Annotated in this window: 21 protein-coding genes and 2 pseudogenes; 14 read left to right on the forward strand and 9 right to left on the reverse strand. The window is 69.0% G+C overall.

The window, feature by feature from the left end:
- Nucleotides 1-3: 3 nt before the first annotated feature.
- Nucleotides 4-612: a TetR/AcrR family transcriptional regulator gene (locus N8I84_RS03180; RefSeq protein WP_263227946.1), complete on the reverse strand. Its 609-nt coding sequence runs from the start codon at nt 610-612 to the stop codon at nt 4-6.
- Between the two features lie 125 nt (nt 613-737).
- Nucleotides 738-920, reverse strand: a pseudogene (locus tag N8I84_RS03185) (Lrp/AsnC ligand binding domain-containing protein); the annotation flags it as partial.
- Between N8I84_RS03185 and N8I84_RS03190 the strand changes: the two are divergent.
- The 3 genes and pseudogenes from N8I84_RS03190 to N8I84_RS03200 all read left to right on the forward strand — a co-directional run.
- Nucleotides 892-1,453, forward strand: a pseudogene (locus N8I84_RS03190) (LysE family translocator); the annotation flags it as partial. The pseudogenes N8I84_RS03185 and N8I84_RS03190 sit on opposite strands and share 29 nt — an antisense overlap.
- 47 nt (nt 1,454-1,500) lie before the next feature.
- Nucleotides 1,501-1,956: a PaaI family thioesterase gene (locus tag N8I84_RS03195; protein ID WP_263227947.1), complete on the forward strand. Its 456-nt coding sequence runs from the start codon at nt 1,501-1,503 to the stop codon at nt 1,954-1,956.
- A 169-nt stretch (nt 1,957-2,125) separates the two neighbouring features.
- Nucleotides 2,126-3,025: an amidohydrolase family protein gene (locus N8I84_RS03200; protein WP_263227948.1), complete on the forward strand. Its 900-nt coding sequence runs from the start codon at nt 2,126-2,128 to the stop codon at nt 3,023-3,025.
- 223 nt (nt 3,026-3,248) lie between these two features.
- Here the strand turns inward: N8I84_RS03200 and N8I84_RS03205 are convergent, their stop codons facing one another.
- Nucleotides 3,249-3,716: a MarR family winged helix-turn-helix transcriptional regulator gene (locus N8I84_RS03205; protein WP_263227949.1), complete on the reverse strand. Its 468-nt coding sequence runs from the start codon at nt 3,714-3,716 to the stop codon at nt 3,249-3,251.
- 109 nt (nt 3,717-3,825) lie between these two features.
- On the opposite strand from N8I84_RS03205, the gene N8I84_RS03210 reads away from it, so the two are divergent.
- Both N8I84_RS03210 and N8I84_RS03215 read left to right on the forward strand, forming a co-directional pair.
- A complete protein-coding gene (locus N8I84_RS03210) occupies nt 3,826-4,758 on the forward strand; it encodes an LLM class flavin-dependent oxidoreductase (protein WP_263234639.1) in 933 nt (310 codons plus the stop codon).
- Between the two features lie 199 nt (nt 4,759-4,957).
- Complete coding sequence (locus N8I84_RS03215) at nt 4,958-5,278, forward strand: STAS domain-containing protein (RefSeq protein ID WP_263227950.1); 321 nt, start codon at nt 4,958-4,960, stop codon at nt 5,276-5,278.
- 29 nt (nt 5,279-5,307) lie between these two features.
- Here the strand turns inward: N8I84_RS03215 and N8I84_RS03220 are convergent, their stop codons facing one another.
- A complete protein-coding gene (locus N8I84_RS03220; protein WP_263227951.1) occupies nt 5,308-6,282 on the reverse strand; it encodes a GlxA family transcriptional regulator in 975 nt (324 codons plus the stop codon).
- Nucleotides 6,283-6,421: 139 nt separating this feature from the next.
- Between N8I84_RS03220 and N8I84_RS03225 the strand changes: the two genes are divergently transcribed.
- Entirely contained in the window at nt 6,422-7,060 is a 639-nt protein-coding gene (locus N8I84_RS03225; RefSeq protein WP_263227952.1) for an HD domain-containing protein, read from the forward strand.
- 121 nt (nt 7,061-7,181) lie between these two features.
- Here N8I84_RS03225 and N8I84_RS03230 read toward each other — a convergent pair whose 3' ends face one another.
- Nucleotides 7,182-8,009, reverse strand: a complete 828-nt coding sequence (locus N8I84_RS03230) for an alpha/beta fold hydrolase (protein ID WP_263227953.1) — start codon at nt 8,007-8,009, stop codon at nt 7,182-7,184.
- 268 nt (nt 8,010-8,277) lie between these two features.
- Between N8I84_RS03230 and N8I84_RS03235 the strand changes: the two genes are divergently transcribed.
- Entirely contained in the window at nt 8,278-10,311 is a 2,034-nt protein-coding gene (locus N8I84_RS03235; protein WP_263227954.1) for a SpoIIE family protein phosphatase, read from the forward strand.
- 355 nt (nt 10,312-10,666) lie between these two features.
- On the opposite strand, the gene N8I84_RS03240 is transcribed toward N8I84_RS03235, so the two are convergent.
- A complete protein-coding gene (locus N8I84_RS03240) occupies nt 10,667-11,332 on the reverse strand; it encodes a response regulator (protein ID WP_263227955.1) in 666 nt (221 codons plus the stop codon).
- Nucleotides 11,329-12,282 carry a sensor histidine kinase gene (locus N8I84_RS03245; protein WP_263227956.1) on the reverse strand — a complete coding sequence of 318 codons (954 nt, stop codon included), beginning with the start codon at nt 12,280-12,282 and terminating at the stop codon, nt 11,329-11,331. The genes N8I84_RS03240 and N8I84_RS03245 overlap by 4 nt, the downstream gene beginning before the upstream one ends.
- A 332-nt stretch (nt 12,283-12,614) precedes the next feature.
- On the opposite strand from N8I84_RS03245, the gene N8I84_RS03250 reads away from it, so the two are divergent.
- From N8I84_RS03250 to N8I84_RS03270, 5 genes are all read left to right on the forward strand, one after another.
- Complete coding sequence (locus N8I84_RS03250; protein WP_263227957.1) at nt 12,615-12,926, forward strand: TraR/DksA C4-type zinc finger protein; 312 nt, start codon at nt 12,615-12,617, stop codon at nt 12,924-12,926.
- A gap of 44 nt (nt 12,927-12,970) precedes the next feature.
- The gene (locus N8I84_RS03255) at nt 12,971-13,345 is read left to right on the forward strand and encodes a TraR/DksA family transcriptional regulator (protein WP_263227958.1); all 375 of its coding nucleotides are present in this window, start codon (nt 12,971-12,973) and stop codon (nt 13,343-13,345) included.
- 175 nt (nt 13,346-13,520) lie between these two features.
- Nucleotides 13,521-13,856 carry a hypothetical protein gene (locus N8I84_RS03260; protein WP_263227960.1) on the forward strand — a complete coding sequence of 112 codons (336 nt, stop codon included), beginning with the start codon at nt 13,521-13,523 and terminating at the stop codon, nt 13,854-13,856.
- Complete coding sequence (locus tag N8I84_RS03265; RefSeq protein ID WP_263227962.1) at nt 13,837-15,261, forward strand: glutamate decarboxylase; 1,425 nt, start codon at nt 13,837-13,839, stop codon at nt 15,259-15,261. The genes N8I84_RS03260 and N8I84_RS03265 overlap by 20 nt, the downstream gene beginning before the upstream one ends.
- 84 nt (nt 15,262-15,345) lie before the next feature.
- Nucleotides 15,346-16,215 carry a class II glutamine amidotransferase gene (locus N8I84_RS03270; protein ID WP_263227963.1) on the forward strand — a complete coding sequence of 290 codons (870 nt, stop codon included), beginning with the start codon at nt 15,346-15,348 and terminating at the stop codon, nt 16,213-16,215.
- A gap of 140 nt (nt 16,216-16,355) precedes the next feature.
- Here the strand turns inward: N8I84_RS03270 and map are convergent, their stop codons facing one another.
- Entirely contained in the window at nt 16,356-17,123 is a 768-nt protein-coding gene (gene map, locus N8I84_RS03275; protein WP_263227965.1) for a type I methionyl aminopeptidase, read from the reverse strand.
- A 59-nt stretch (nt 17,124-17,182) separates the two neighbouring features.
- On the opposite strand from map, the gene N8I84_RS03280 reads away from it, so the two are divergent.
- Nucleotides 17,183-17,458: a helix-turn-helix domain-containing protein gene (locus N8I84_RS03280; RefSeq protein WP_263227967.1), complete on the forward strand. Its 276-nt coding sequence runs from the start codon at nt 17,183-17,185 to the stop codon at nt 17,456-17,458.
- 343 nt (nt 17,459-17,801) lie between these two features.
- On the forward strand, nt 17,802-18,569 hold the full coding sequence (locus N8I84_RS03285) for an alpha/beta hydrolase family protein (protein ID WP_263227968.1): 768 nt from the start codon (nt 17,802-17,804) through the stop codon (nt 18,567-18,569).
- A 175-nt stretch (nt 18,570-18,744) separates the two neighbouring features.
- Here the strand turns inward: N8I84_RS03285 and N8I84_RS03290 are convergent, their stop codons facing one another.
- The gene (locus tag N8I84_RS03290; RefSeq protein ID WP_390898836.1) at nt 18,745-20,148 is read right to left on the reverse strand and encodes an MFS transporter; all 1,404 of its coding nucleotides are present in this window, start codon (nt 20,146-20,148) and stop codon (nt 18,745-18,747) included.
- Between the last annotated feature and the right edge of the window lie 419 nt (nt 20,149-20,567).

The raw sequence follows: 20,567 nt of genomic DNA on the forward strand, positions 1-20,567 counted from the left end.
GCGTCACAGCCGGTCCAGCAGGTCGGCCGCCATCGCCCGGGCATGCTCCAGACGCGTACCCGCGCCTTCCAGGCCGGCGCGCGCCATCGCGCCTTCCAGCAGGAACGACAGATGCTCCGCCACCGCGCGCACCTCCTCCGGCCGTCCGGGCAGCATCTCCTCGAGATGCCCGGCGAGCAGGTCCTCGACCTCCTCCTTGTGCCGCCGCACCACGTCCCGGCCCTCATCCCCGGCGGGCAGCTCGGCGGCCGCGTTCAGCAGGCCACAGCCCCGGAAACCGCGCTCGTACGCGAAGGCCGCGTGATCGGCGTAGGCGTCGAATACGGCCAGCACGCCGCCGCGACCACCCTGGGCCTCCCCCAGCCTCCGCCGGTACAGACCCAACCACTCCTCATGCCGTGCATCGAGGTAGGCCATCACCAGATCGGCCTTGCAGGAGAAGTTGTTGTACAGGCTCATCTTCGCCACACCCGCCTCGGCGGTGATCGTGTCGATCCCTGTCGCCGCCACACCGTCCGCGTAGAAGCGGCGCGCCGCGGCAGCGAGCAGCTTCTCGCGCGCCGCCCCCCGCCGCCTGCCGGGGCGCTCTGCCGCCGTTCCGGTCTCGCTCATCACACTCCCTCTCCGTACTAGGTAGGTCAGTCTACCTAAAAAGTAGGGGGTGGCCGCCCGCGGGCGCCGACTCGGCCACGCGGGCAGGGGCGGTCGTCGGCTACGCGGGCAGGGGCGGTCGTCGGTTACGCGGGCAGGGGGCGGTCGTCGACCACGTTCTTCATCACGAGGGTGGAGGTCAGGCGCTGGACGCCGGGCAGTCGGGCGAGCTGCTGGTCGTAGAGGCGCTGGTAGGCGGCGAGGTCGGTGGTGGCGACCCGCAGGAGGTAGTCGGGTTCGCCGAACAGGCGCTGGGCCTTCGCGATCTCGGCGGGCCTGCGGGAGCGCTCGGTCCTGCCGGCGGTGGCCGGCCTGATCGCCGGATACGCGGGCTACACGCTCCTCGCGGTCGCGGGCCTGGTGGTGATAGTGGCGAGTTCGCCGGCCGTGCTCACCGCGCTGACCGTCGCCGGTGCCGGCTACCTGGTGTGGCTGGGCTGGAGCGTGCTGAGGCAGCCGGCCACTCTGGCGGCCTCCGAGGAGTCGGCCGGCTCCTCACGAATGCAGGTCATGCTCAAGGGAGCCGGCATCAGCGGCCTGAACCCGAAGGCGCTGCTGCTGTACTTCTCGCTGTTCCCGCAATTCATCGACACCACCTTGCGGTTGGCCCGTCGCCGCACAGACCGGACTGTTCGGCACCCTGCACATGACGGCCTGCACGGCGGCCTACCTCACCGTCGGCCTCCTCGCCCGCACCGTCCTGAAGACCAGGCCTTCCGCGGCCCGGGCGATCACCCGCGCCTCCGGTGCCATGATGATCATCATCGGCGCTGTCCTGCTCGTGGAACGCCTGGCTGCCTGACCGGCCTGCTCGCTCCATCCGATACCGACATGAAGGAGGACCGTCTCATGGAAGACCCGACGCAGGTGGAACAGGCGAGCCCTGCGGTCCGCAAGCGCGTCCAGGACAGCTTCGACCGGCAGGGCCTCATGGCCCACCTCGGCGCACGGATCACGCACATAGGCCCCGGCCGCGTCCACATCGTGCTCCCCGCCCGCGCCGAGGTGTCGCAGCAGCACGGCTACATTCACGCCGGCGCCACCAGCGCCGTCGCGGACAGCGCCGGCGGCTACGCGGCGCTGACACTGTTGCCCGAGGACTGCGAGGTCCTCACCGTCGAATACAAGATCAACCTCCTCGCGCCCGCCGTCGGCGACCACATCGAAGCGATCGGGACCGTCGTGAGGGCCGGCCGCACCCTGACCGTGTGCCGGCTGGAGGTATTCGGCGTCCGGGACGACGGCGAACGCAAGCTCGTCGCAAGCGGGCAGCAGACGCTGATCCGCGTCAGCCCCACGCAGTGACGCGTCTCGTGGAGCGATCGACAACGCCCTCATCACCACGATTGTGTCGGCCTCACCCTCCTTGCCGAAGCCATCCTCCAGGGCTTCTGATACCCGAGGGTGGCGGGCTCGTTTCAGCGCCCTGACGCCGGTGGCAGTCGCAGGCCGTTCGAGAGAGAGGCAGTACCAGGTGAGTTCCCCCCGCACGGTCGTGAGCGAGGAGGCAGGTGAAGTCCGTCGCTTCTGGAGCGGGCTCGGTCTGCCCGGGCTGATCGACGTCCACACCCACTTCATGCCCGAGCGTGTCCTGCACAAGGTGTGGGATTACTTCGACACCAACGGCCCGCTGATCGGCGGCCTGGAGTGGCCGATCACCTACCGCAAGGAGGAGTCGGAACGCACGTCCCTGCTGCGGGAGTTCGGCGTGCGCGCCTTCACCTCCATGCTCTACCCCCACAAGCCGGGCATGGCCCGGTGGCTGAACGATTGGGCGGCCGACTTCGCCCGCCGCACCCCCGACTGCCTGCACACCGCCACCCTCTACCCCGAACCCGACGTCGAGACCTACGTCCGGGAGGCTCTCGAAGCCGGGGCCAGGGTGTTCAAGGCACACGTGCAGGTGGGGGCGTACGATCCGGCGGACGCGCGACTCCAGCAGGCGTGGGGACTGCTGGCCGAGGCCCACGTCCCCGTGGTGATGCACTGCGGCTCAGGGCCCGCACCCGGAAAGCACACCGGCCCCGAACCCATCGCGCGAGTACTGGCCCGCCACCCGAAGCTGCGGCTGATCGTCGCGCACATGGGCATGCCCGAGTACCAGGAGTTCCTCGACCTCGCCGAGCGGTACGACCAGGTACGGCTGGACACGACGATGACGTTCACCGACTTCGCCGAGGAACTCGAGCCCTTCCCCCGCCAGGCCCTGCCCCGGCTCGCCGACCTCGGCGACCGCATCCTGCTCGGCTCCGACTTCCCCAACATCCCCTACCCCTACCTGCACCAACTCCAGGCACTGGAACGGCTGGAACTCGGGCAGGAGTGGCTGCGGGCCGTGTGCCACGACAACGCAGCAGACCTGTTCGGACTCTAACGGGCGCGCGGGCTCAGGGTATGGCTGCTGGGGGTGAGCCGCCGGACGGCTTACGGGACTTGGCCGCCCGGAGCTCCGCCCGCGTCCGCACCAGGGGCCCTTTTGAACGGTGTCAACTCGTCGAACGCCATGCGTCCAAAGAACTGACGCAGCGTGACCCGAGGCGGTTGGGGACCCGTCTCACCCTTTGCGGACGGCTGGGGATGCGGGCCGCCGCCGTCCGTCATGCCGAGTCAGACGCCTGGCCATCTCTCGTCGGGGCACCGACGACGGCCTGCAGGGCACGCACCAAGCACGTGGCGTCTGTTCCGGAGAGCGGGGCGAGGAACCGGCGTTCCATCTCCTGGCGGGCGGATTCGGCGTCGCGAAGGCGCTCCCGTCCGGTCGGCGTCAGCTGCACGATGTTCTTGCGTCGGTCCTGCGGACTGCGGCGCCGCTCGACGAGCTCCTTGCCCTCCAAAGCGTCGACGAGGGCCACCATCGTCGTGCGGTCGATGCCCAGCTTGCCCGACGCTTCCAGTTGAGACAGCTCGTCATACGCGTCGAGGACGGCCAGAACCGCCAGTTCACGGCCGTCGATCCCGTGCGGCGCCAAGGCCCGCGCCGACTCTTCGGTCAATCGCAGGTACGCGTGCTTGAGCAGATAACCGAGGCGGGAGGAGAGGACCTCGGGCGGTGCGTCACGGGTCATGGCCGCAGCATATCCGGAGACTGATAGTCAGCGACACTGATGATCCGCTATGTTGACGGTTGCGTCGCCGTCAACGGTGACGCGTCGATTCGAAGGGCGCGTGGCAACCATGTCCGACCAGCAACTCCCCTCCCTGACATTCGGAATCAAGACCACCCCGATGCGGGTTCCCTACGAGGACATCCTCCGCGTGTGGCAGGAGGCCGACGACCTGCCCGAAATCGCGGACGCCTGGCTGTGGGACCACCTCATGCCGATCGCCGGCCCGAAGGACGGGCAGATCCTCGAAGGATGGACGCTGCTGAGCGCCCTGGCCGCCAGAACCCGGCGGCTGCGCCTGGGCCTGCTTGTGACGAGCAACCGGATCAGGCCACCCGCCGTCCTCGGCAAAATCGCCACAACAGTCGACGTGATCTCCGGCGGCCGCCTGATCATGGGCCTCGGCGTGGGCGGCACCACGCAGCCACCCGACGCGGGCGGCATCGCCGGCGAGAACCCGGCCGTCGCGGAGTACGCGGCCTACGGCCTCACACTGGTCCCGCCCGCCGAAGGCATCGCCCGCTTGAAGGAAACCATCACCATCCTCCGCAGCATGTGGACGCGGGACGTGTTCGACTTCCACGGGCGCTACTACAGCGTGACCGGCAACCGCAACGAGCCGAAACCTGTGCAGCAGTCGGGACCGCCCCTGCTGATCGGCGGCTGGGGAAACAGGACGCTCCGACTGGTGGCCGAGCAGGCCGACATCTGGAACATCCCCGGGCCGCCGCACAACACCCTGGACTACATCACCGAGCGCAATGCCGTTCTCGACCACCACTGCGCCGCCATCGGCCGTGATCCGCGGACGATCACCCGCTCCGTGCAGTACATCGTCTCCTACGACGACCCGGCCACCGACCGCAAGGCCATCACGGAGCTCATCGCAGCGGGCGTGACGCACATCGTGCTGAGCCTGCGGAGCCCCTATCCCTCACAGGCCGCACGGTGGCTCGTCGACGAGATCATCACGCCAGTGCGCAGCGCAACCGGAGAATACTGACGACCCGGCTGTCTGCCACCCGGCAGGACACCTCCCTCGTGGTCCGTATGCGCCCTCGCCCCGCCGCCTGACTCAACCTCTCACAGGGCCGGCCCGTAGGATGCAGGTCGGCCCGCCGGGAGAACCGGCCTGAAGTATCCGACAGCGTGGGGGGAAGCGTGGCGGAGGAGAGGCGCACCAGCCCGACCATCTGTCGGTCGTGACCACCTCCACCGACGGCGTCCACGTGCTCACCGTGGCAGGTGAAATCGACCACGACACAGCCCCGCCCCTCCAGCGGGCCCTCGATCTGTCCCACATGGGTACTCCTCCCCGAGTGGTGGTCGACATGCGGCAGGTCACCTTCATGGACTCCGCCGGCATCAACCTGCTCGTCGCCGCGCACCAGGCCACCACACAGGCAGGCGGCTGGCTGCGCCTCGCGAGCGCCCAGGACTCCGTCCTGCGCACCCTGCACATCGTGGAACTCGACACGATCATCAACTGCTACCCCACCCTCCGCGACGCCCTCCACGGCTGACCGGCTCGGCCAGGCCTGGGCCCGTGGTTCTACCCGGCGTTGCCGCGGCGCGCCGTGGCGAAGCGGCGCTGGTAGGCCGCAGGGCTGATCGACAGCTCCCTGGCGAAGACTCTCCGCAGACTCTCGTAGCTGGGGAAGCCGGCGAGGGCGGCCGCCTGCGTGGCGGTGTGCCCCTGGTCGAGCAGGGCTTTCGCCATGTCGAAACGTATCGATTCCACGAAGCGGGCCGGGGTGGTGGACAGCTCGTCGCGAAAGAGCCGGGTGAGATGGCGAGGGCTCAGGTTGAGGTGCTTCGCGAGTTCACCGAGTGAGTGGTTCCCTGGGGGATCCGCCGTCACCAAGTCGGTGATCTTACGGAGCGCCGGTGTGCGGGGTGGTGGTCCTTGCAGCGGGGCGGAGAACTGGGACTGGCCGCCCGAGCGCTGCAGGTAGACCACCAGGGCGCGGGCCACGTCGCGAGTGAGGTCGGGGCCGTGGTCCTCCTCCACGAGCGCCAGTGCCAGGTCGATGCCGGCGGTGACGCCCGCCGAGGTGTATGTGGTGCCGTCTCGCACATAGATCGCGTCGGGTTCGACGCGGGTCGTCGGACAGCGCGCGGCGAGCTGGTGAGTGACCTTCCAGTGCGTGGTGGCACGCTTGCCTTCCAGGAGACCAGCCGCGCCGAGGACGAAGGCTCCCGTGCAGATGGCGGCGGTCCTCGCCGCTCGGGCGGACAGGGTCTGAGCGGCCCGGGCCAGATCATGGGCGACCGGGGTACTCGGGTAGACGTCCGCGCCCGCCACAAGGAACGTGTGGGGGTCCCGTTCGGATTCGGTGTCGCCGTCGACCGCGATCCGGATCCCGTTCGATGAGACGACGTCCGCACCGTTCGGTGACACCAGCACGATCCGGTAGTGGGCACCAAACCGATTCGCCTCGGTGAACACCTCTGCGGGGCCGGCGACATCCAGCAGTTTGACCCCGTCGTACACCAGGATCGCGACCCGATGTGTGTGGGAGCTCATCGTCACCTTCCTTGCGTGTCTGGATTCGGGTGGTTCACGGCCGGACCGAGGCGGCGCGGAAGGCCGGGTGGTCGGCATCGTCGAAGAAAGCATCCGTCCAGTGCAGCACGAAAAAGATACCCGAAGGGGCACAGAGCTCATGACCGAAATCGTCGCGGGCGTAGAGGTTCCCGAGACCCCGGCGGCCGCCGAAGCCACCCGGCTCATCCAGGAGAGAAGCAGCCCCCTTATTTTCCACCACTCCCGGCGCGTCTTCTTCTTCGCCGCGATTCACGCTCGCGAGCTCGGCCTGGAACCGGACCCCGAGCTGCTCTACCTGGCGGCTCTTTTCCACGATTCCGGCCTCTTGAGGCCGTTTTCCGAAAAGGAGCAGCGGTTCGAACTGGACGGCGCCGACCACGCGCGCAAGTTTCTGCTCGACCATGGTTTCTCGACCGTGGCCACCGACACGGTGTGGATGGCGATTGCACTGCACACGACGCCCGGCATTCCGGGCCGGCTGGGACCGGAGATCGCCGCCACGAACTACGGAGTACTGACCGATGTGGTGGGCCTGGGGCTGGGCGGGAGGGATCCCGGCGAGGTGGAGGAGATCACCGCCGTCCATCCGCGGGGTGACTTCAAGAACGAGTTTCTGCAGGCTTTCGTCGAAGGCCTCAAAAACCGTCCCGACACCACGTACGGAACCGTGAACCAGGACGTGCTGGAACATTTCATTCCGGGTTTCCGGCGCACGACCATGGTGGAGCGCATCCTTGATTCGCCTTGGCCCAAGTGACCGGCACGCCCGCGGCACCACGTCATGCGATGAATCACGGCCATCGGCGTGCCCGCGGCCGTCAGAGGGCGTCGCTCTCCGCGGGACCGGCCAACCCAAGACCACATGACCCCGTTGCCGGTCAGCCGCGTGCGAATGCGAGCAGGTCGGCGTTGAACCGATCCGCGAACTCGGGAACCATCGACAAGCCGTGCGGAGCACCCGGGTAGACCTTGAAGGTCACGTCTTGGACGAGCTTTGACGATTTGTTCGCGGACGCAACGATGGGAACGATCTGGTCGTCGTCGCCGTGAATGATCAGCGTGGGGATGTCGAACTTCTTCAGGTCCTCGGTGAGGTCGGTCTCGGAGAACGCCTTGATGCAGTCGTGGGCGCCCTTGATGCCCACCGTCATGCTCCAGAGCCAGAACTCGTCGCGAGTGCCTTGCGAAACGGTCGATCCCTCGCGGTTGGCGCCGTAGAAGGGAGCACTGAGGTCCTTGTAGAACTGGGAACGGTCCGTCAGCACGCCTTTGCGGATCTCGTCGAAGACGTCGATCGGCAGCCCCTCCGGGTTCGCTTCCGTCTTGAGCATCAACGGGGGGATCGCGCCGAGCAGAACCGCCTTGGTGACACGACTCGCGCCGTGTCGGCCGACATAGCGCGTGACCTCTCCCCCACCGGTCGAGTGACCGACCAGGATGACGTCACGAAGGTCGAGGGCCTCGATGACCGAGGCCAGGTCCTCAGCGTACGTGTCGAGGTCGTTGCCCTGCCAGGGCTGGCCCGAGCGTCCACCCCCGCGCCGGTCGTGGGCCACGACCCGGAAGCCGTTGTCCGCCATCAGCTTCAGCTGCGGATCCCACGCGTCCGCGATCAATGGCCAGCCGTGGGAGAAGACGACCGGCGGGCCCGATCCCCAGTCCTTGAAGTAGATCTGTGTGCCGTCCTTGGCAGTGGCAAAGGCCATGATTGCCTCTCTAGCGCTTGTCCGGAATTCCGCACCGTGTGGAATTCAGTGCCCGAGCCACACTTGGGATGTCACGCCACGACCAGCAGCGGACGCACATCGGGGGCGACGGAGAGGCCGGCAGCGGAAGGCGGCCGATGGCACGTCGTGCGTCCTACGCTACTCGGAGAGCCCCCCTTGAGCGCGTCGGGCATCCGATGGCTTCGAGGCGGGAACAGCGTGGCCTCCTGCCGTGGAGGGGCCGGCACATACGCGGCATAGTTGCAATATGTCCACTGATGGTTCTGCAAGATCCTCAACTGAAGAGTGGGCAGTGGAACCGGGTGACGTCCTGGCAGTGCTCAGCGCCGACATGAGCGTGTCCGTGTGGACCGGCGCCGCCGAGCGCCTATGGGGCTATTCGGCTGACCAGGTGCTCCATGGTCCCGCCGAGCGGCTGCTGGTTTCGGGCGCTCCGGAAGGTGCCCGTGTCTTCGCCGGCAGCCCCTGGTCAGGGCGGGTGCGGATCCGCCGCCGCGACGGCCATGAGGCGACCGCGGATCTGCGGGTCACTCCTCTGGACGCTGACGGCGGCGCGGGGTGGCTCGTATGGGGGCCGAACACGTTTGGCCGGCCAGGCCTGGATCCGGCTGCGGTGGATGCGCTTTTCCACCACTCGCCGATCAGTCTGGCCATCTGGGACCGGGAATTGAGCTGTGTCTGGTTCAACGGAAGCGTTCACAATCAGGACATCTACAGCTCCGATCCTGAGCTGGGCGGCTATGTCACCGACGTGGTCCGTGCTCGTCACCCGGAGTTTCTGGAATGCGCCATGGCGCACGTCTTGTCCAGCGGCGTGCCGCTGCTCGGGCACGAACTGTGGCCTGCCGGGGTTCGGGCTCAGGACCGTTACTACAGCGTCGCCCTGATCCGTCTCGATGGACCCGACGGTCGACCACTCGGCGTCTGTTCTGTGGCTGTGCAGGTCGGCACCGGGCAGGAACACGGACGACTTCGCTTGCTCAATGAAGCGAAAAGCCGCATCGGCACAGATCTGGACCCCTTGGTCACCAGCCAGAGGCTGGCGGAGACAGCGGTACCGAACCTCGCCGACTACGTCACCATCGACCTCGTCGAGGCCGTGCCGCTGGACAAGGAGCCGTTGCGACGCCTCAAGTCCACCGACACGAGCATCCCCGGCTTCTACCGCGCCGGCGCCGCTTCCATTCACGACGATCTTCGCGAGTCTCTCTGGGTGCGCGGGACGCCGGTCTACGTTCCGGCTGCATCTCCTTTCACCGCCGTACTCAAGACTCGTAGGTCCTACTTCGAGCCTGTCATCGACATCTCCCCCGGCACTTGGCTCGACGACGACCCGGATCGGGCTCAGGTCATTCGCCGGACCGGAATGCATTCCCTCATGATCGTCCCCCTGCAGGCCCGCGGTGCGATGCTCGGCATCGCCGTCTTCGTGCGCAGCCAGAACCCGGTCCCGTTCAGCAGGGCGGACCTCAGCCTTGCCGAGGAACTCGCGGCCCGGGCAGCACTGATCATCGACAACGCCCTGCGATACACGCGAGAGCGAACGGCCGCGCTCGCGATTCAACGCGCCCTCATGCCGCACCACTTGTCAGGCGGCGGCACACTCGAGGTGGCCACCCGCTACCTGCCCGCCGACACGCACGTCGGCGTCGGCGGCGACTGGTTCGACGTCATCCCACTGTCCGATGCCCGCGTCGCCTTGGTCGTCGGAGACGTTGTCGGTCACGGCATCAACGCAGCCGTGACCATGGGACGCCTGCGCGCCACGACCCGTGCGCTCAGCAAGTTGGAAGTGCCGCCCGACGACTTGCTACGTCTCATGGACGAACTCGTCGTCGACAGCGCCCGTGACCGTTTCGACGAAGACACCTCCACACCATCGGCTGTCGGAGCCACCTGCCTCTACGGCGTGTACGACCCGAAGTCCCAGCGATGCACCATGTCCAGCGCGGGCCATCCCCCACCCGCGATCATCTCCCCGGACGGATCGGTCGACTTCGCCGAAGTACCTCCTGGTGCACCCATCGGCGTGGGACTGGGCTCCTTCGAATCGACCGAGGTGGAGCTGCCGGACAGTAGCGTGATCGGGCTCTACAGCGACGGTCTGATCGAGATGGACCACGACGTCGACCGGGGGCTGCAGCGGCTGCGCACCGCACTCGCAGGCCCCGTTTCCAGTCTGGACGACCTGTGCGCATCGGTCGTCGACACGCTGGCCCCTGACGGACCAGTGGACGACGACATCGCCCTCCTTCTGGCCCGCACCCACCCCCGCCGCTGACTGGTAGGCCTGGCCGGTGCGCCGATCCGCTACCGCGATTCAGCAGGCGGCAAGGCCGACTCCGCGCCGCCGTCGAAGCGCTCGTCCGGGTCGTCGGCCAACTGACCTGCGATAACCAACAGTTGGGCGAAGGGCAGCCACGGGGCGGGCCACGGGCCCCGCGCGCGACCCAGGTGCCGACCGGTCGTGGGTCCCGGACTGGCCCGCTGGATGCACTGCACATGGGCGCTCCACGAGTCGTCTTGGGAAGGAGGCGGCAGGGAGCGGGTCCGTAGTGCCCCATGGACGCTGAAGGAGCGCGACTGCGAGGCCGATGGGCAGGGCCGAGGCGGAGTCGGTGCGCGAGGAGGTGAGGTCAGGGTTCGATCAGGCCGGCGCGGATGGCATAGCGGGTGAGTTCCAGGCGGTCACGCAGGCCGAGCTTCTGCAGCAGGTTGGCCCGGTGCCGCTGGACCGTCTTGATGCTGATGAACAGCAGCTCGGCGATCTCCTTGGACGAGTGTCCCTCGGCCACCAGCTTGAGGACTTCTTCCTCGCGGGGGGTGAGGACCTGGTCGGGGGTCTCCTCGCCGTGGCGGGCCCGGTCGAGATAGTTGCGGATCAAAGCGGTCACCGCGCCGGGATACAGGAAGGGTTCGTCCCGCATTGCGGCCCGGCAGGCGGCGACCAGGTCCTGGTCGGCGACCGACTTCAGCACATAGCCGCTCGCACCGGCCTTCAGGGCCTGGAAGAAGTACTGCTCGTTGTCGTGCATGGTCAGCATCAGGATCCGCAGATCCGGCTTGAGGGCCGCCAGTTCCCGAGCGGCCTGCAGGCCTGTCAGGCGGGGCATGGCGATGTCGAGCACGGCCAGGTCGACGTCGTGGGTGCGGGCCAGCTCGATGGCCTCGGCGCCGTCACCGGCCTCGGCGACCACTTCGAGGTCCGGTTCCTGGTCGAGGATGAGCCGCACACCGCGGCGGACCAGCGCGTGGTCGTCGGCCAGAAGAATGCGGATCGTGGACGTCTCGGGCACGGTCACGACTGCTTTCCGGGCAAGGGCGCGGTGAGCTTGACCCGGGTGCCCGCGCGAGGTGCGGAGGTGATGTCCAGGGTGGCGCCGATGAGCAGGGCCCGCTCGCGCATGCCGCGGATGCCGGCTCCTTCGCGCGGCGCTCCGATGCCGCAGCCGTCGTCGGTGACTTCCAGTACCACGCTGTCGTCGGTGTGCCGCAGGGCGACGGTGAGCCGTTCGGCGTCCGCGTGGCGGGCGGCGTTGGTCAGTGACTCCTGGGCGACGCGGTAGAGGACCAGTTCCGTCTCGGGCGCAAGGGCGGGCAGCTCGCTATCGAAGCGACGGGTGACCTGCAGCCCGGTGTGAGCGGCGAAGTCCTCGGTGAGCGAGGTCAGCGCGCTGACAAGGCCCAGATCGTCCAGCACCCCGGGCCGCAGTCGGCGCACCAGGCGGCGGACCTCGTCCAGGCTCTCCCGGGTGATCTCCTGCACCTCGTGCAGCTCCTCACGCAGCGGCGCCGGTGCGTGGTCCGCGGCGCGCTTGAGTCCCAGCAGGGTGGCGGTCATGCTCTGGCCGACCTCGTCGTGCAGCTCCTGGGCGATGCGGCGGCGTTCGGCCTCCTGAGCCAGCAGGGCCCGGGCACTGCTGGTGGCCCTTTCCTGTTCCAGCCGCTCCAGCATGGCGTTGAACGTACGGATCACCTCGGCGACCTCGCCGCCGCCGGAAGCGGGCAGCCGTTGCCCGGGCCGCAGCAGGTCCACGGTGGCCATCAGCTTCGTGAGCCGGTCCAGCGGAGCCAGGCCGAATCGCAGCAACGCGGCATTGGCGACCAGCATGACGGCCAGACCACCGACCAGGATGATCGCCTCGGTCAGCAGAACCGGCACGGAAACAGTCACCGGAGCCCACAGCAGCAGCGCCGTGGCCGTGCCCAGCACCACGGCGTTGAGGGCGAAGATCCGCCAGAACAAGGACACAGGACCTGCGCCTCTCCTTCTACAGCCTCTGTTCGCCAACCCGGGGGTGCCTCGGTGGGGCTGCTGCCAGCCTGCCCCTTTCCCGAGTGCCCCGTCGATGGGACCCGGCCCCCATTTCCCCGGGCCCGCACTACCCATGTTGCGGCCGCATGGATCCCTCACACCGGCGGAAATGGGGCCCCAGCCCGATAGGTGTCCGCGACGGACCCGGAGAAGGTGGAAGGCACACGACCACCCCACAGCCGGCGGGCGGCCCCGGCCACACCTCCGGGCCGCCCTCGGCCCGTCCCGCGCGATGGCACGCGTGCCGCCCGCCGCGAAAGGGAACGATCATGTCACTGGATGTCACTCGTGCCGATCCCCACCTGGATGAGGCCCGTCAACGGCTGGAGCACGCCCGCACCTCCCGGCTGGCGCAGCTGCAGGCACTCGACGAGGTCGGACAGACCGCGGACGATTGCCCGCTGTCCGAGCAGAGGGCCGCGATGGAGCGGGTCCTCAAGGAGATCGATGAAGCTCTCGCCCGCATCGAGGACGGCACCTACGGGACCTGCGTGGGCTGCGCCAGAGCCGTCCCCGCGCAGCGGCTGGAGATCCTGCCCTACACGCGCCACTGCGTCGCCTGCCGGCGCCGCGCCGCCTGACCACCGCCCGTACAGCCTCCTACGCCCTGCCTCGAAGGGGTGACGTGGTGAACCACCGGATCATCGTCGAGAGTACGACGCATCTGTCGGCCGAAGATCTTGCGGCGCTGCGCGAGAACCTGCATGAGCAGCGCCTGTTCCGCCAGGAGCAACTGCGGCAGCTCGCCGGCCCGGTCACCTCCCGCGCCGAGGACCGGCTCCAGCAGCGCGCCGCCGGGCAGGTCGAGGTTCACGTCAAGCTCGCCGCCTCCGCCCGCATGGTCCTCGCCGACGTCGAAGCAGCCCTCAAACGCATGGAAGAGGGGTCCTACGGCGCCTGCCACCTGTGCCGGCGTCCCATCGAGCGGGAACGACTGATGATCGTGCCGCAGGTCCGCCACTGCGCCCCGTGCCAGCGGATCAGGCAGGCGATCCCGTGATCGGCAACCCCCTCTGCGCACCGACGCCACCCGGCACCGACCCTGGCCGACGTGCCGGCGCTGATGCGGCATCGCCCTGGAGAGGGGCAGCGCCCGCACCCGCGCCCGGACCGCCGGCAGGGGACTGATCACCGACGTCCCCACGGTCACCTTCGGCACCGACACGATGTATCCGATGCAGCGCGGCATCATCATCGACACTGCCGGATACGTACGGATGCTTCAGGACCTGCTCGGCCACCGCCTGCCGCGCTTCACCCGTCCCCACACCACAGTCACCGCCCCAGGCCTGGAGGGTCTGGGATACCGCGACGCCGCCCGTGCGGCCGTGGTCCTACGGCCGCACGGTGCTGAACATCCCCACCGCCAGGCCATCACCCGCGCCGCAGGCGCCGACCTGTCCCGGCCGCCGATCTGCCTGGTTCGCGGCTCCCCGGTGGGGGAACGCTGGCTGCGGCCGTTCCGACCGATGCAGAGAGGGCCGAGCGCGTATGCCGGTGCATCATCATGACCGCGGTGAGAGCAGGGACCTGGCGATCAACCCGGTCTTCAGCCGTGAACCCATCCGGGTGCCCCGGTATGCGATGCCGGACGGGGAGATGGAACCGGACACCGCCTACCAGGTGGTGCACGACGAGTTGATGCTCGACGGCAATGCCCGGCAGAACCTGGCGACGTTCGTCTCCACGTGGGCCGAACCCCAGGCGCGGCGTCTGATGGCCGAGTGCGCCGAGAAGAACATGATCGACAAGGACGAGTATCCGCAGACCGCGGAGCTCGAGACCCGGTGCGTGCACATGCTCGCCAGGCTCTGGCACGCCGAGGATCCCCGTCAGGCGACGGGCTGCTCGACCACCGGATCCAGCGAGGCGGCCATGCTGGGCGGGCTGGCGCTCAAGCGGCGCTGGCAGCACCGGCGCCGCGCAGAGGGCAAGCCGACCGACCGGCCCAACCTGGTGATGGGTGTCAACGTGCAGATCTGCTGGGAGAAGTTCGCCGACTACTTCGAGGTGGAGCCCCGCTACGTACCGATGGAGGGTGACCGCTACCACCTCACGCCCGAGACGGCGGTCGAACTGTGCGACGAGAACACCATCGGCGTGGTGGCCGTGCTCGGCTCCACCTTCGACGGCAGTTACGAGCCCGTGGCCGGCATCGCCGCGGCCCTGGACGACCTGCAGTCCCGTACCGGTCTGGACATCCCCATCCACGTGGACGGCGCGTCCGGAGCGATGATCGCTCCCTTCCTCGACCCGGACCTGGAGTGGGACTTCCGGCTCCCGCGCGTGGCCTCCATCAACACCTCCGGCCACAAGTACGGCCTGGTCATGCCGGGTGTCGGATGGGCCCTGTGGCGTGACAAGGACGCCCTCCCCGACGACCTGGTCTTCCACGTCAACTACCTCGGCGGCGACATGCCGACCTTCGCGCTCAACTTCTCCCGTCCCGGCGCCCAGGTCGTCGCCCAGTACTACAACTTTCTGCGCCTGGGCTTCGACGGTTACCGGCGCGTCCAGCAGACGTGCCGCGACGTCGCCACCCGGCTGGCCCGTGAGATCGCGGGGCTGGGCCCGTTCGAGCTGATCACCGACGGCAGCGACATCCCGGTCTTCGCTTTCCGGGTACGCGAGAGCATCGACCACTTCAGTGTCTTCGACGTCTCAGCCGCACTGCGCGAACGCGGCTGGCTGGTGCCCGCCTACACCTTCCCCAAGAACCGCACCGACCTGGCCGTCCTGCGCATCGTGGTCCGCAACGGCTTCAGCCACGACCTGGCCGACCTGCTCATCGAGGACCTCCGCCGCGTCCTGCCCCGCCTGGACAAGCAGGGTGAGCCACACCGCGACGCCGACGACGCCGGCGGCTTCGCCCATGGCGCGGAGACCAAGAACCCCCGGCGCCCGGGCCGTCACTGACCACGGTCCGCACATTCCCGAACCTGTTCGCCGACCACCCGACACCGGCGGCGGGCCGCCGTCCGCCGCTTCGAGGAGGAACCCATGTGCCGCCTGTTCGGTCTCAGCTGTGCTCCGCGGCGCGCCCACGCCACGTTCTGGTTGCTGGACGCCCCCGACAGTCTCAGCCGGCAGAGCCATCACGACCCGGACGGCACCGGCCTGGGGTACTTCGCCGCCGACGGCACCCCGCGCGTCGACAAGGCACCCATCGCGGCGTACCAGGACCGGGCCTTCGCCCAGGAGGCCAGGCGGGAGGAGTCGGCAACCTTCCTGGCCCATGTGCGCTTCGCCTCCACCGGCAGCCTGGACACCCGCAACACACACCCCTTCGAGCAGGACGGGCGGCTCTTCGCGCACAACGGGGTCATCGAGGGTCTCGACAAGCTCGATGACCACCTTGGCGAGGACAGGTCGCTGGTCCAGGGCGACACCGATTCCGAGCGGTTCTTCGCCCTGATCTCCCGGGAGACCCGCAAGTACGACGGTGACGTCTCTGCGGGTATCGAGCAGGCGGCCCGGTGGATCGCCGGGAACCTGCCGGTCTACGCCCTGAACCTGATCCTCGTCACCTCCGACCAGCTGTGGGCGCTGCGCTATCCGGACACCCATGATCTGTACGTCCTCGAGCGTCGGGCGGGCGGCCAGCACGGCAGCCGGCATCTCGATCACAGCGGCAGCCACGGCCGCATGCGCATCCACTGCGAGCGCCTGACCGACCACCCCTCCGTCGTCGTAGCCAGCGAACGCATGGACGACAACCCCTACTGGCGCGAGATGCAGCCCGGCGAGCTTCTTCACGTCGGCCCCGACCTGCACACCACCCACCGGATGATCCTGCCCGACGCCCCGGCACACCGGCTCAGCCTCGACGACCTGCGCCCCGACGCCGCCGCCTCCCAGACCGCCGCCTAGCGCGGGGGCGTGACCCGCCTCCTCAGACGGCACGACGATCCGGTCCCCCGGTGTGCACGCCCGTGCCGGGCCCCGACTCGGCGCGCTTCCGTCCGGCGGTTGGGCGGAGACCACGGCCCGTCTGATGGTGGGTGCCGGGGTCAGGGCAGGGTGAGGATGCGGGGGCCCTGGTCGGTGATGGCGACGGTGTGCTCGATGTGGGCGGCCCTGCTGCCGTCGGTGGTGCGCAGGGTCCAGCCGTCCACATCGGTGCGGTAGGTGTCCTGTCCGCCGGCCATGAGCATGGGCTCGATGGCGAGGACCAGGCCGTGTCGGAGGGGGAAACCGCGGCCGGGACGGCCCCGGTTGGGCACGTGGGGGTCTTCGTGCATACGGCGGCCGATGCCGTGGCCGCCGAAGTCGGTGGGCATCCCGCAGCGGGCCTTGTGGGCGACGGTGCCGATGGCGTGTGAGATGTCGCCGATGCGGCTGCCGACTTGGGCGGCGGCGATGCCGGCGTCCAGGGCCTGCCGGGTGGCGTCGATCAGGTCCACGTCGGCGGGGCGCGGTGTTCCGACGGTGAAGGTGATGGCGGCGTCGCCCGTCCAGCCGTCGAGCTGGGCGCCGCAGTCGATGCTCACCAGATCGCCGTCCCTCAGTCGGTAGTTGGTGGGGATGCCGTGGACCACGGCGTCGTTGACCGAGGTGCAGATCACCGCGGGGAAGGGGGTGGGGGCGAAGGACGGCCGGTATCCGAGGAAGGGCGACCGGGCTCCGGCCTCGGCCAGTACGGCGCGGGCCGCCTCGTCGAGTTCCCGCAGGGACACCCCTACCCGGGCTGCTTCCCGGGCGGCGGCGAGAGCCCGGGCCACCACGCGTCCGGCTTCCCGCATCGCGTCCAGCGCGGCATCGGTCTTGATCTCCACCATGTGCTTTGATTCCCAACCCGAGAAGACCCAATACTTATACCGGTATTAGTATCACGGTCATGGTGAGGACTCCACTGACCCCGTGGGAACGAGAACGCGGCGAGCGGTTCGGCGCGCTGTTGCGTCAGGCACGCGGCGACCGGAGCATGACGGAGGTGGCGGCTGCGGCAGGAGTCTCCGCAGAGACGTTGCGCAAGATCGAGACAGGCAGGGCTCCCACACCGGCCTTCTTCACCGTCGCAGCTCTGGCCGCCGCCCTCCAGGTCTCCCTGGACGAGATGGCGGCCGCCTGCGCACACGATCCGGACTGGCAGGAATCGGCGCTCTCGGCCTGAGAGCAAAGGTCAGCGCCGGGCGACGCACGTCGGTGAGGGCAGCCTGCTCGACTCGGTCGTTCAGCGGGCCGTTGCGGTCAGGCGACGCAGTGCTGCCGGGGAGGGTGGGCCCCAGGTGACGACGCCGCGGGACCTGTCCGGCGTTGGGATCGCATGACGGAAAAGGGATGAGGAATGATGATCAGACTGATAGCTTGCAGTTGCCCGTGACACCGCCCGAGGAGGTGAGACCCATGAACGCTGTATCGATGTGGGTGCTCCCCCTTCCCGTCACGGCCGGGCGATTGACGTAGGTGTCGCCGGGAGCGCCTCGACAACAAGGCACTCCCGAAAGGCACCACCTGTGCACTCTCTGCAGTTCACCGCCGAGTCGTCGTCGAACGGCATGGTCGAGCGCGACTTCACCGTGGGCGACGTCCCCGGCGTGCTCTGGTCGCCGGCTTCCGGCGCGACCGATCGCGCCCGCCTGATCCTGATGGGCCACGGCGGCGGCAACCACAAGAAGTCACCCGCGATGGCCGGCCGGGCACAGCGCCTCGTGACCGGCTGCGGTTTCCACGTCGCCGTCATCGACGCGCCCGGTCATGGCGACCGACCGCGCACGGCGCACGACGAGCAAGAGATCGCCGCGCTGTACCGGGCGAGGGCGGCGGGCGAGCCGGAAGGCCCGATCGTCGTCCGCTACAACGCCCACCTGGCCGAGCGCGCCGTGCCCGAGTGGCAGGCGACCCTGGACGCCCTGCAGGAACTTCCGGAGATCGGCACCGACGGGCCGGTCGGCTACTTCGGCATCAACATGGGCACCGCGATCGGCGTGCCACTTGTGGCGATCGAACCCAGGATCACTGCCGCGGTGTTCGGTCTGCACTGGCCCGATGTCCTGGCTGAGCAGGCGAAGCGAATCACCGTCCCGATCGAGTTCGACATGCAGTGGGACGACGAGCACATCCCGCGCGAGGCCGGTCTTGCGCTGTTCGACGCCTTCGCCTCGAAGGAGAAGACGTTGCACGCCAACGCGGGCAGGCACAAGGAGCTGCCCAGGTTCGAGGCCGACAGCGCGGTCCGGTTCTTCGCCCGGCACTTCGGCCGAGCAGTGACCTCGCCGGCCTGATGTGAGCGGTAGCGGCGTCCGGCCTGCCGGCGGGGCGCCGCGACTGCGGCCCCGGGTTGAGGCTGCTTACGCGTGCGCCCCTCCGCCCCGCGATCGTACGCTCCGGACGCTGCGGGGTCCGTCCTTCGGGCGGACGACGGGAGTTGCGCAACAGCCCTGGCGGTCGTCCGCGGGCTCATCGAGCCGCGGTCGCGGGTGTCTTCGGCCGCGATGCGCGAACCACGAGGAACAGCAGGACTCCGCAGGCGGCCACCAGGATCCATCCCGGACGGGACGCGTGGGCAAGCCCCGCCGGGCTTGTCCCCGCAACCAGCCCGCCGGCGAGGGCGATACCGAGTGCCGAGCCGACCTGACGGGCGGTGGAGGTGATCGCTCCGGCAACGCCGGCACGGGCCGGAGGAAGCCCGCTGACCGCGGTGTTCGTGATCGGCGCGTTGGCGAAGCCGAACCCGATGCCTATGAGCAAGTAAGCCAAGAGCAGCAGGAGCACGTTCGTACGCTGGTCGAGTCCTACCAGGCACAGTCCGCCCCCCGTGATGAAGCCGCCGGCCAGGACCAGCGGCAGCCGCGGTCCGCTGCGCCCGACCAGCCGGCCCGACAGCGGGGCGCAGACGGTCGCTCCGACGGCCATGGGCAAGGTCGCCACCCCGGCGGCCAGTGGCGTCCACCCCCGAGTGTGTTGCAAGTACAGGGTGTTGAGCAGCAGTGTCACGTTCAGGGCGACGAAGACCGCCACGGCGCCCAGGACCGCGCTGCTGAAGACCGGACGCCGGAAGAGGCGCGGATCCATCAGCGGCTCGCTTCGACGGCACTCGACCCCCATGAATCCCGCCGTCGCCCCACCGGTGACCACGTAGGCGGCCAGCGCCGCGGGCGATGTCCATCCGATGCGCGGCCCCTCGATGAGGACGCCGACCAGGACGCCGATCATTACGGTCAGCAGGGTCTGACCCGGGATGTCGAGCCGCCGCGCCCGCTGCCCACGGGACTCCGGCACGAACAGGGCGCTGAGCACAAGGGCGGCGACGATGACCGGCGCGTTGACCCAGAACACCGACCGCCAGCCGAACCCCGCGATCAGAGCGCCGCCCGTGACCGGGCCGGCGGCCATACTGAGCCCGAAGACCGAGGCCCAGACACCGATCGCCTGTGCTCGCTCCCTCGGGTCGGGCATCGCGTTCACCACGATCGCGAGAGCCACGGGGCTGAGCATCGAGGCGCCGATCCCCTGGACGGCACGGGCCGCGATGAGCGCGCCCACCGATGGGGCCAGCGCGCAGAGCAGCGACGCCGTACCGAAGACGGCCAGACCGCACTGGAACACCCGTCGGCGCCCGAACCGGTCCGCCAACGCACCCGAGGAGATCAGAAGACTGGCCAGGACGAGGGTGTACGCGTCCACGGTCCATTCAAGATCGCGGGTCCCCGCACCCAAACCACGCCCGATGGCCGGCAGACCCACGTTGACGATGGTGGTGTCCAGCCCCACCAGGAACATGCTCAGGCAGCAGACGGCCAGCACCGTCCAGCGTCTGCGCGCACTGAGAAGGGGCTGAACAGGGTGAGTCGTAGCGACCACGGCGTACCTCTCGCATCCGGGAGCATCTGCCGGTCATGCTCGGTCCGGACGACGATCGACACCCAGCAGATTTGCTGAGACCGCAAAGTGGCCCCCGGGGACGCGGAATCCCGCAGGCGCGTGCGCCCCGCGTCGCGCTGCACCGACTGGTCCGGGAGAAGTGGAGGCTGGGCTTGGTCGGCCGCCGGGCTTCAAGCGCCGTTGTCGAGACCGACGAACTGGAGGGCGCGACGTGAGCAGCGCGCCGTCTTGCGACCGACCACTCCACCGTCGGAACGCCGGACCGCTGCCGCCGGAGACGGTGATGTGCCGGCCGGTGATGTCTCCGTTCCGCCGGCATCAGGAATGCGACCGTCTCGGCGATCTCCTGCGGTGCACCGAGCCGACCCGTGCGGTCGGCTCGGTCCGCATCAGCGAGC

Source organism: Streptomyces cynarae (assembly GCF_025642135.1).
Classification (GTDB): Bacteria; Actinomycetota; Actinomycetes; order Streptomycetales; family Streptomycetaceae; genus Streptomyces; species Streptomyces cynarae.

Coding starts and splice junctions, on each gene's coding strand:
- N8I84_RS03180 (WP_263227946.1), bottom strand. CDS start 612: ATGAGCGAGACCGGAACGGCGGCAGAGCGCCCCGGCAGGCGGCGGGGG.
- N8I84_RS03195 (WP_263227947.1), top strand. CDS start 1,501: ATGGAAGACCCGACGCAGGTGGAACAGGCGAGCCCTGCGGTCCGCAAG.
- N8I84_RS03205 (WP_263227949.1), bottom strand. CDS start 3,716: ATGACCCGTGACGCACCGCCCGAGGTCCTCTCCTCCCGCCTCGGTTAT.
- N8I84_RS03210 (WP_263234639.1), top strand. CDS start 3,826: ATGTCCGACCAGCAACTCCCCTCCCTGACATTCGGAATCAAGACCACC.
- N8I84_RS03220 (WP_263227951.1), bottom strand. CDS start 6,282: ATGAGCTCCCACACACATCGGGTCGCGATCCTGGTGTACGACGGGGTC.
- N8I84_RS03225 (WP_263227952.1), top strand. CDS start 6,422: ATGACCGAAATCGTCGCGGGCGTAGAGGTTCCCGAGACCCCGGCGGCC.
- N8I84_RS03230 (WP_263227953.1), bottom strand. CDS start 8,009: ATGGCCTTTGCCACTGCCAAGGACGGCACACAGATCTACTTCAAGGAC.
- N8I84_RS03235 (WP_263227954.1), top strand. CDS start 8,278: ATGTCCACTGATGGTTCTGCAAGATCCTCAACTGAAGAGTGGGCAGTG.
- N8I84_RS03250 (WP_263227957.1), top strand. CDS start 12,615: ATGTCACTGGATGTCACTCGTGCCGATCCCCACCTGGATGAGGCCCGT.
- N8I84_RS03260 (WP_263227960.1), top strand. CDS start 13,521: ATGCAGCGCGGCATCATCATCGACACTGCCGGATACGTACGGATGCTT.
- N8I84_RS03265 (WP_263227962.1), top strand. CDS start 13,837: ATGCCGGTGCATCATCATGACCGCGGTGAGAGCAGGGACCTGGCGATC.
- N8I84_RS03270 (WP_263227963.1), top strand. CDS start 15,346: ATGTGCCGCCTGTTCGGTCTCAGCTGTGCTCCGCGGCGCGCCCACGCC.
- map (WP_263227965.1), bottom strand. CDS start 17,123: ATGGTGGAGATCAAGACCGATGCCGCGCTGGACGCGATGCGGGAAGCC.
- N8I84_RS03280 (WP_263227967.1), top strand. CDS start 17,183: ATGGTGAGGACTCCACTGACCCCGTGGGAACGAGAACGCGGCGAGCGG.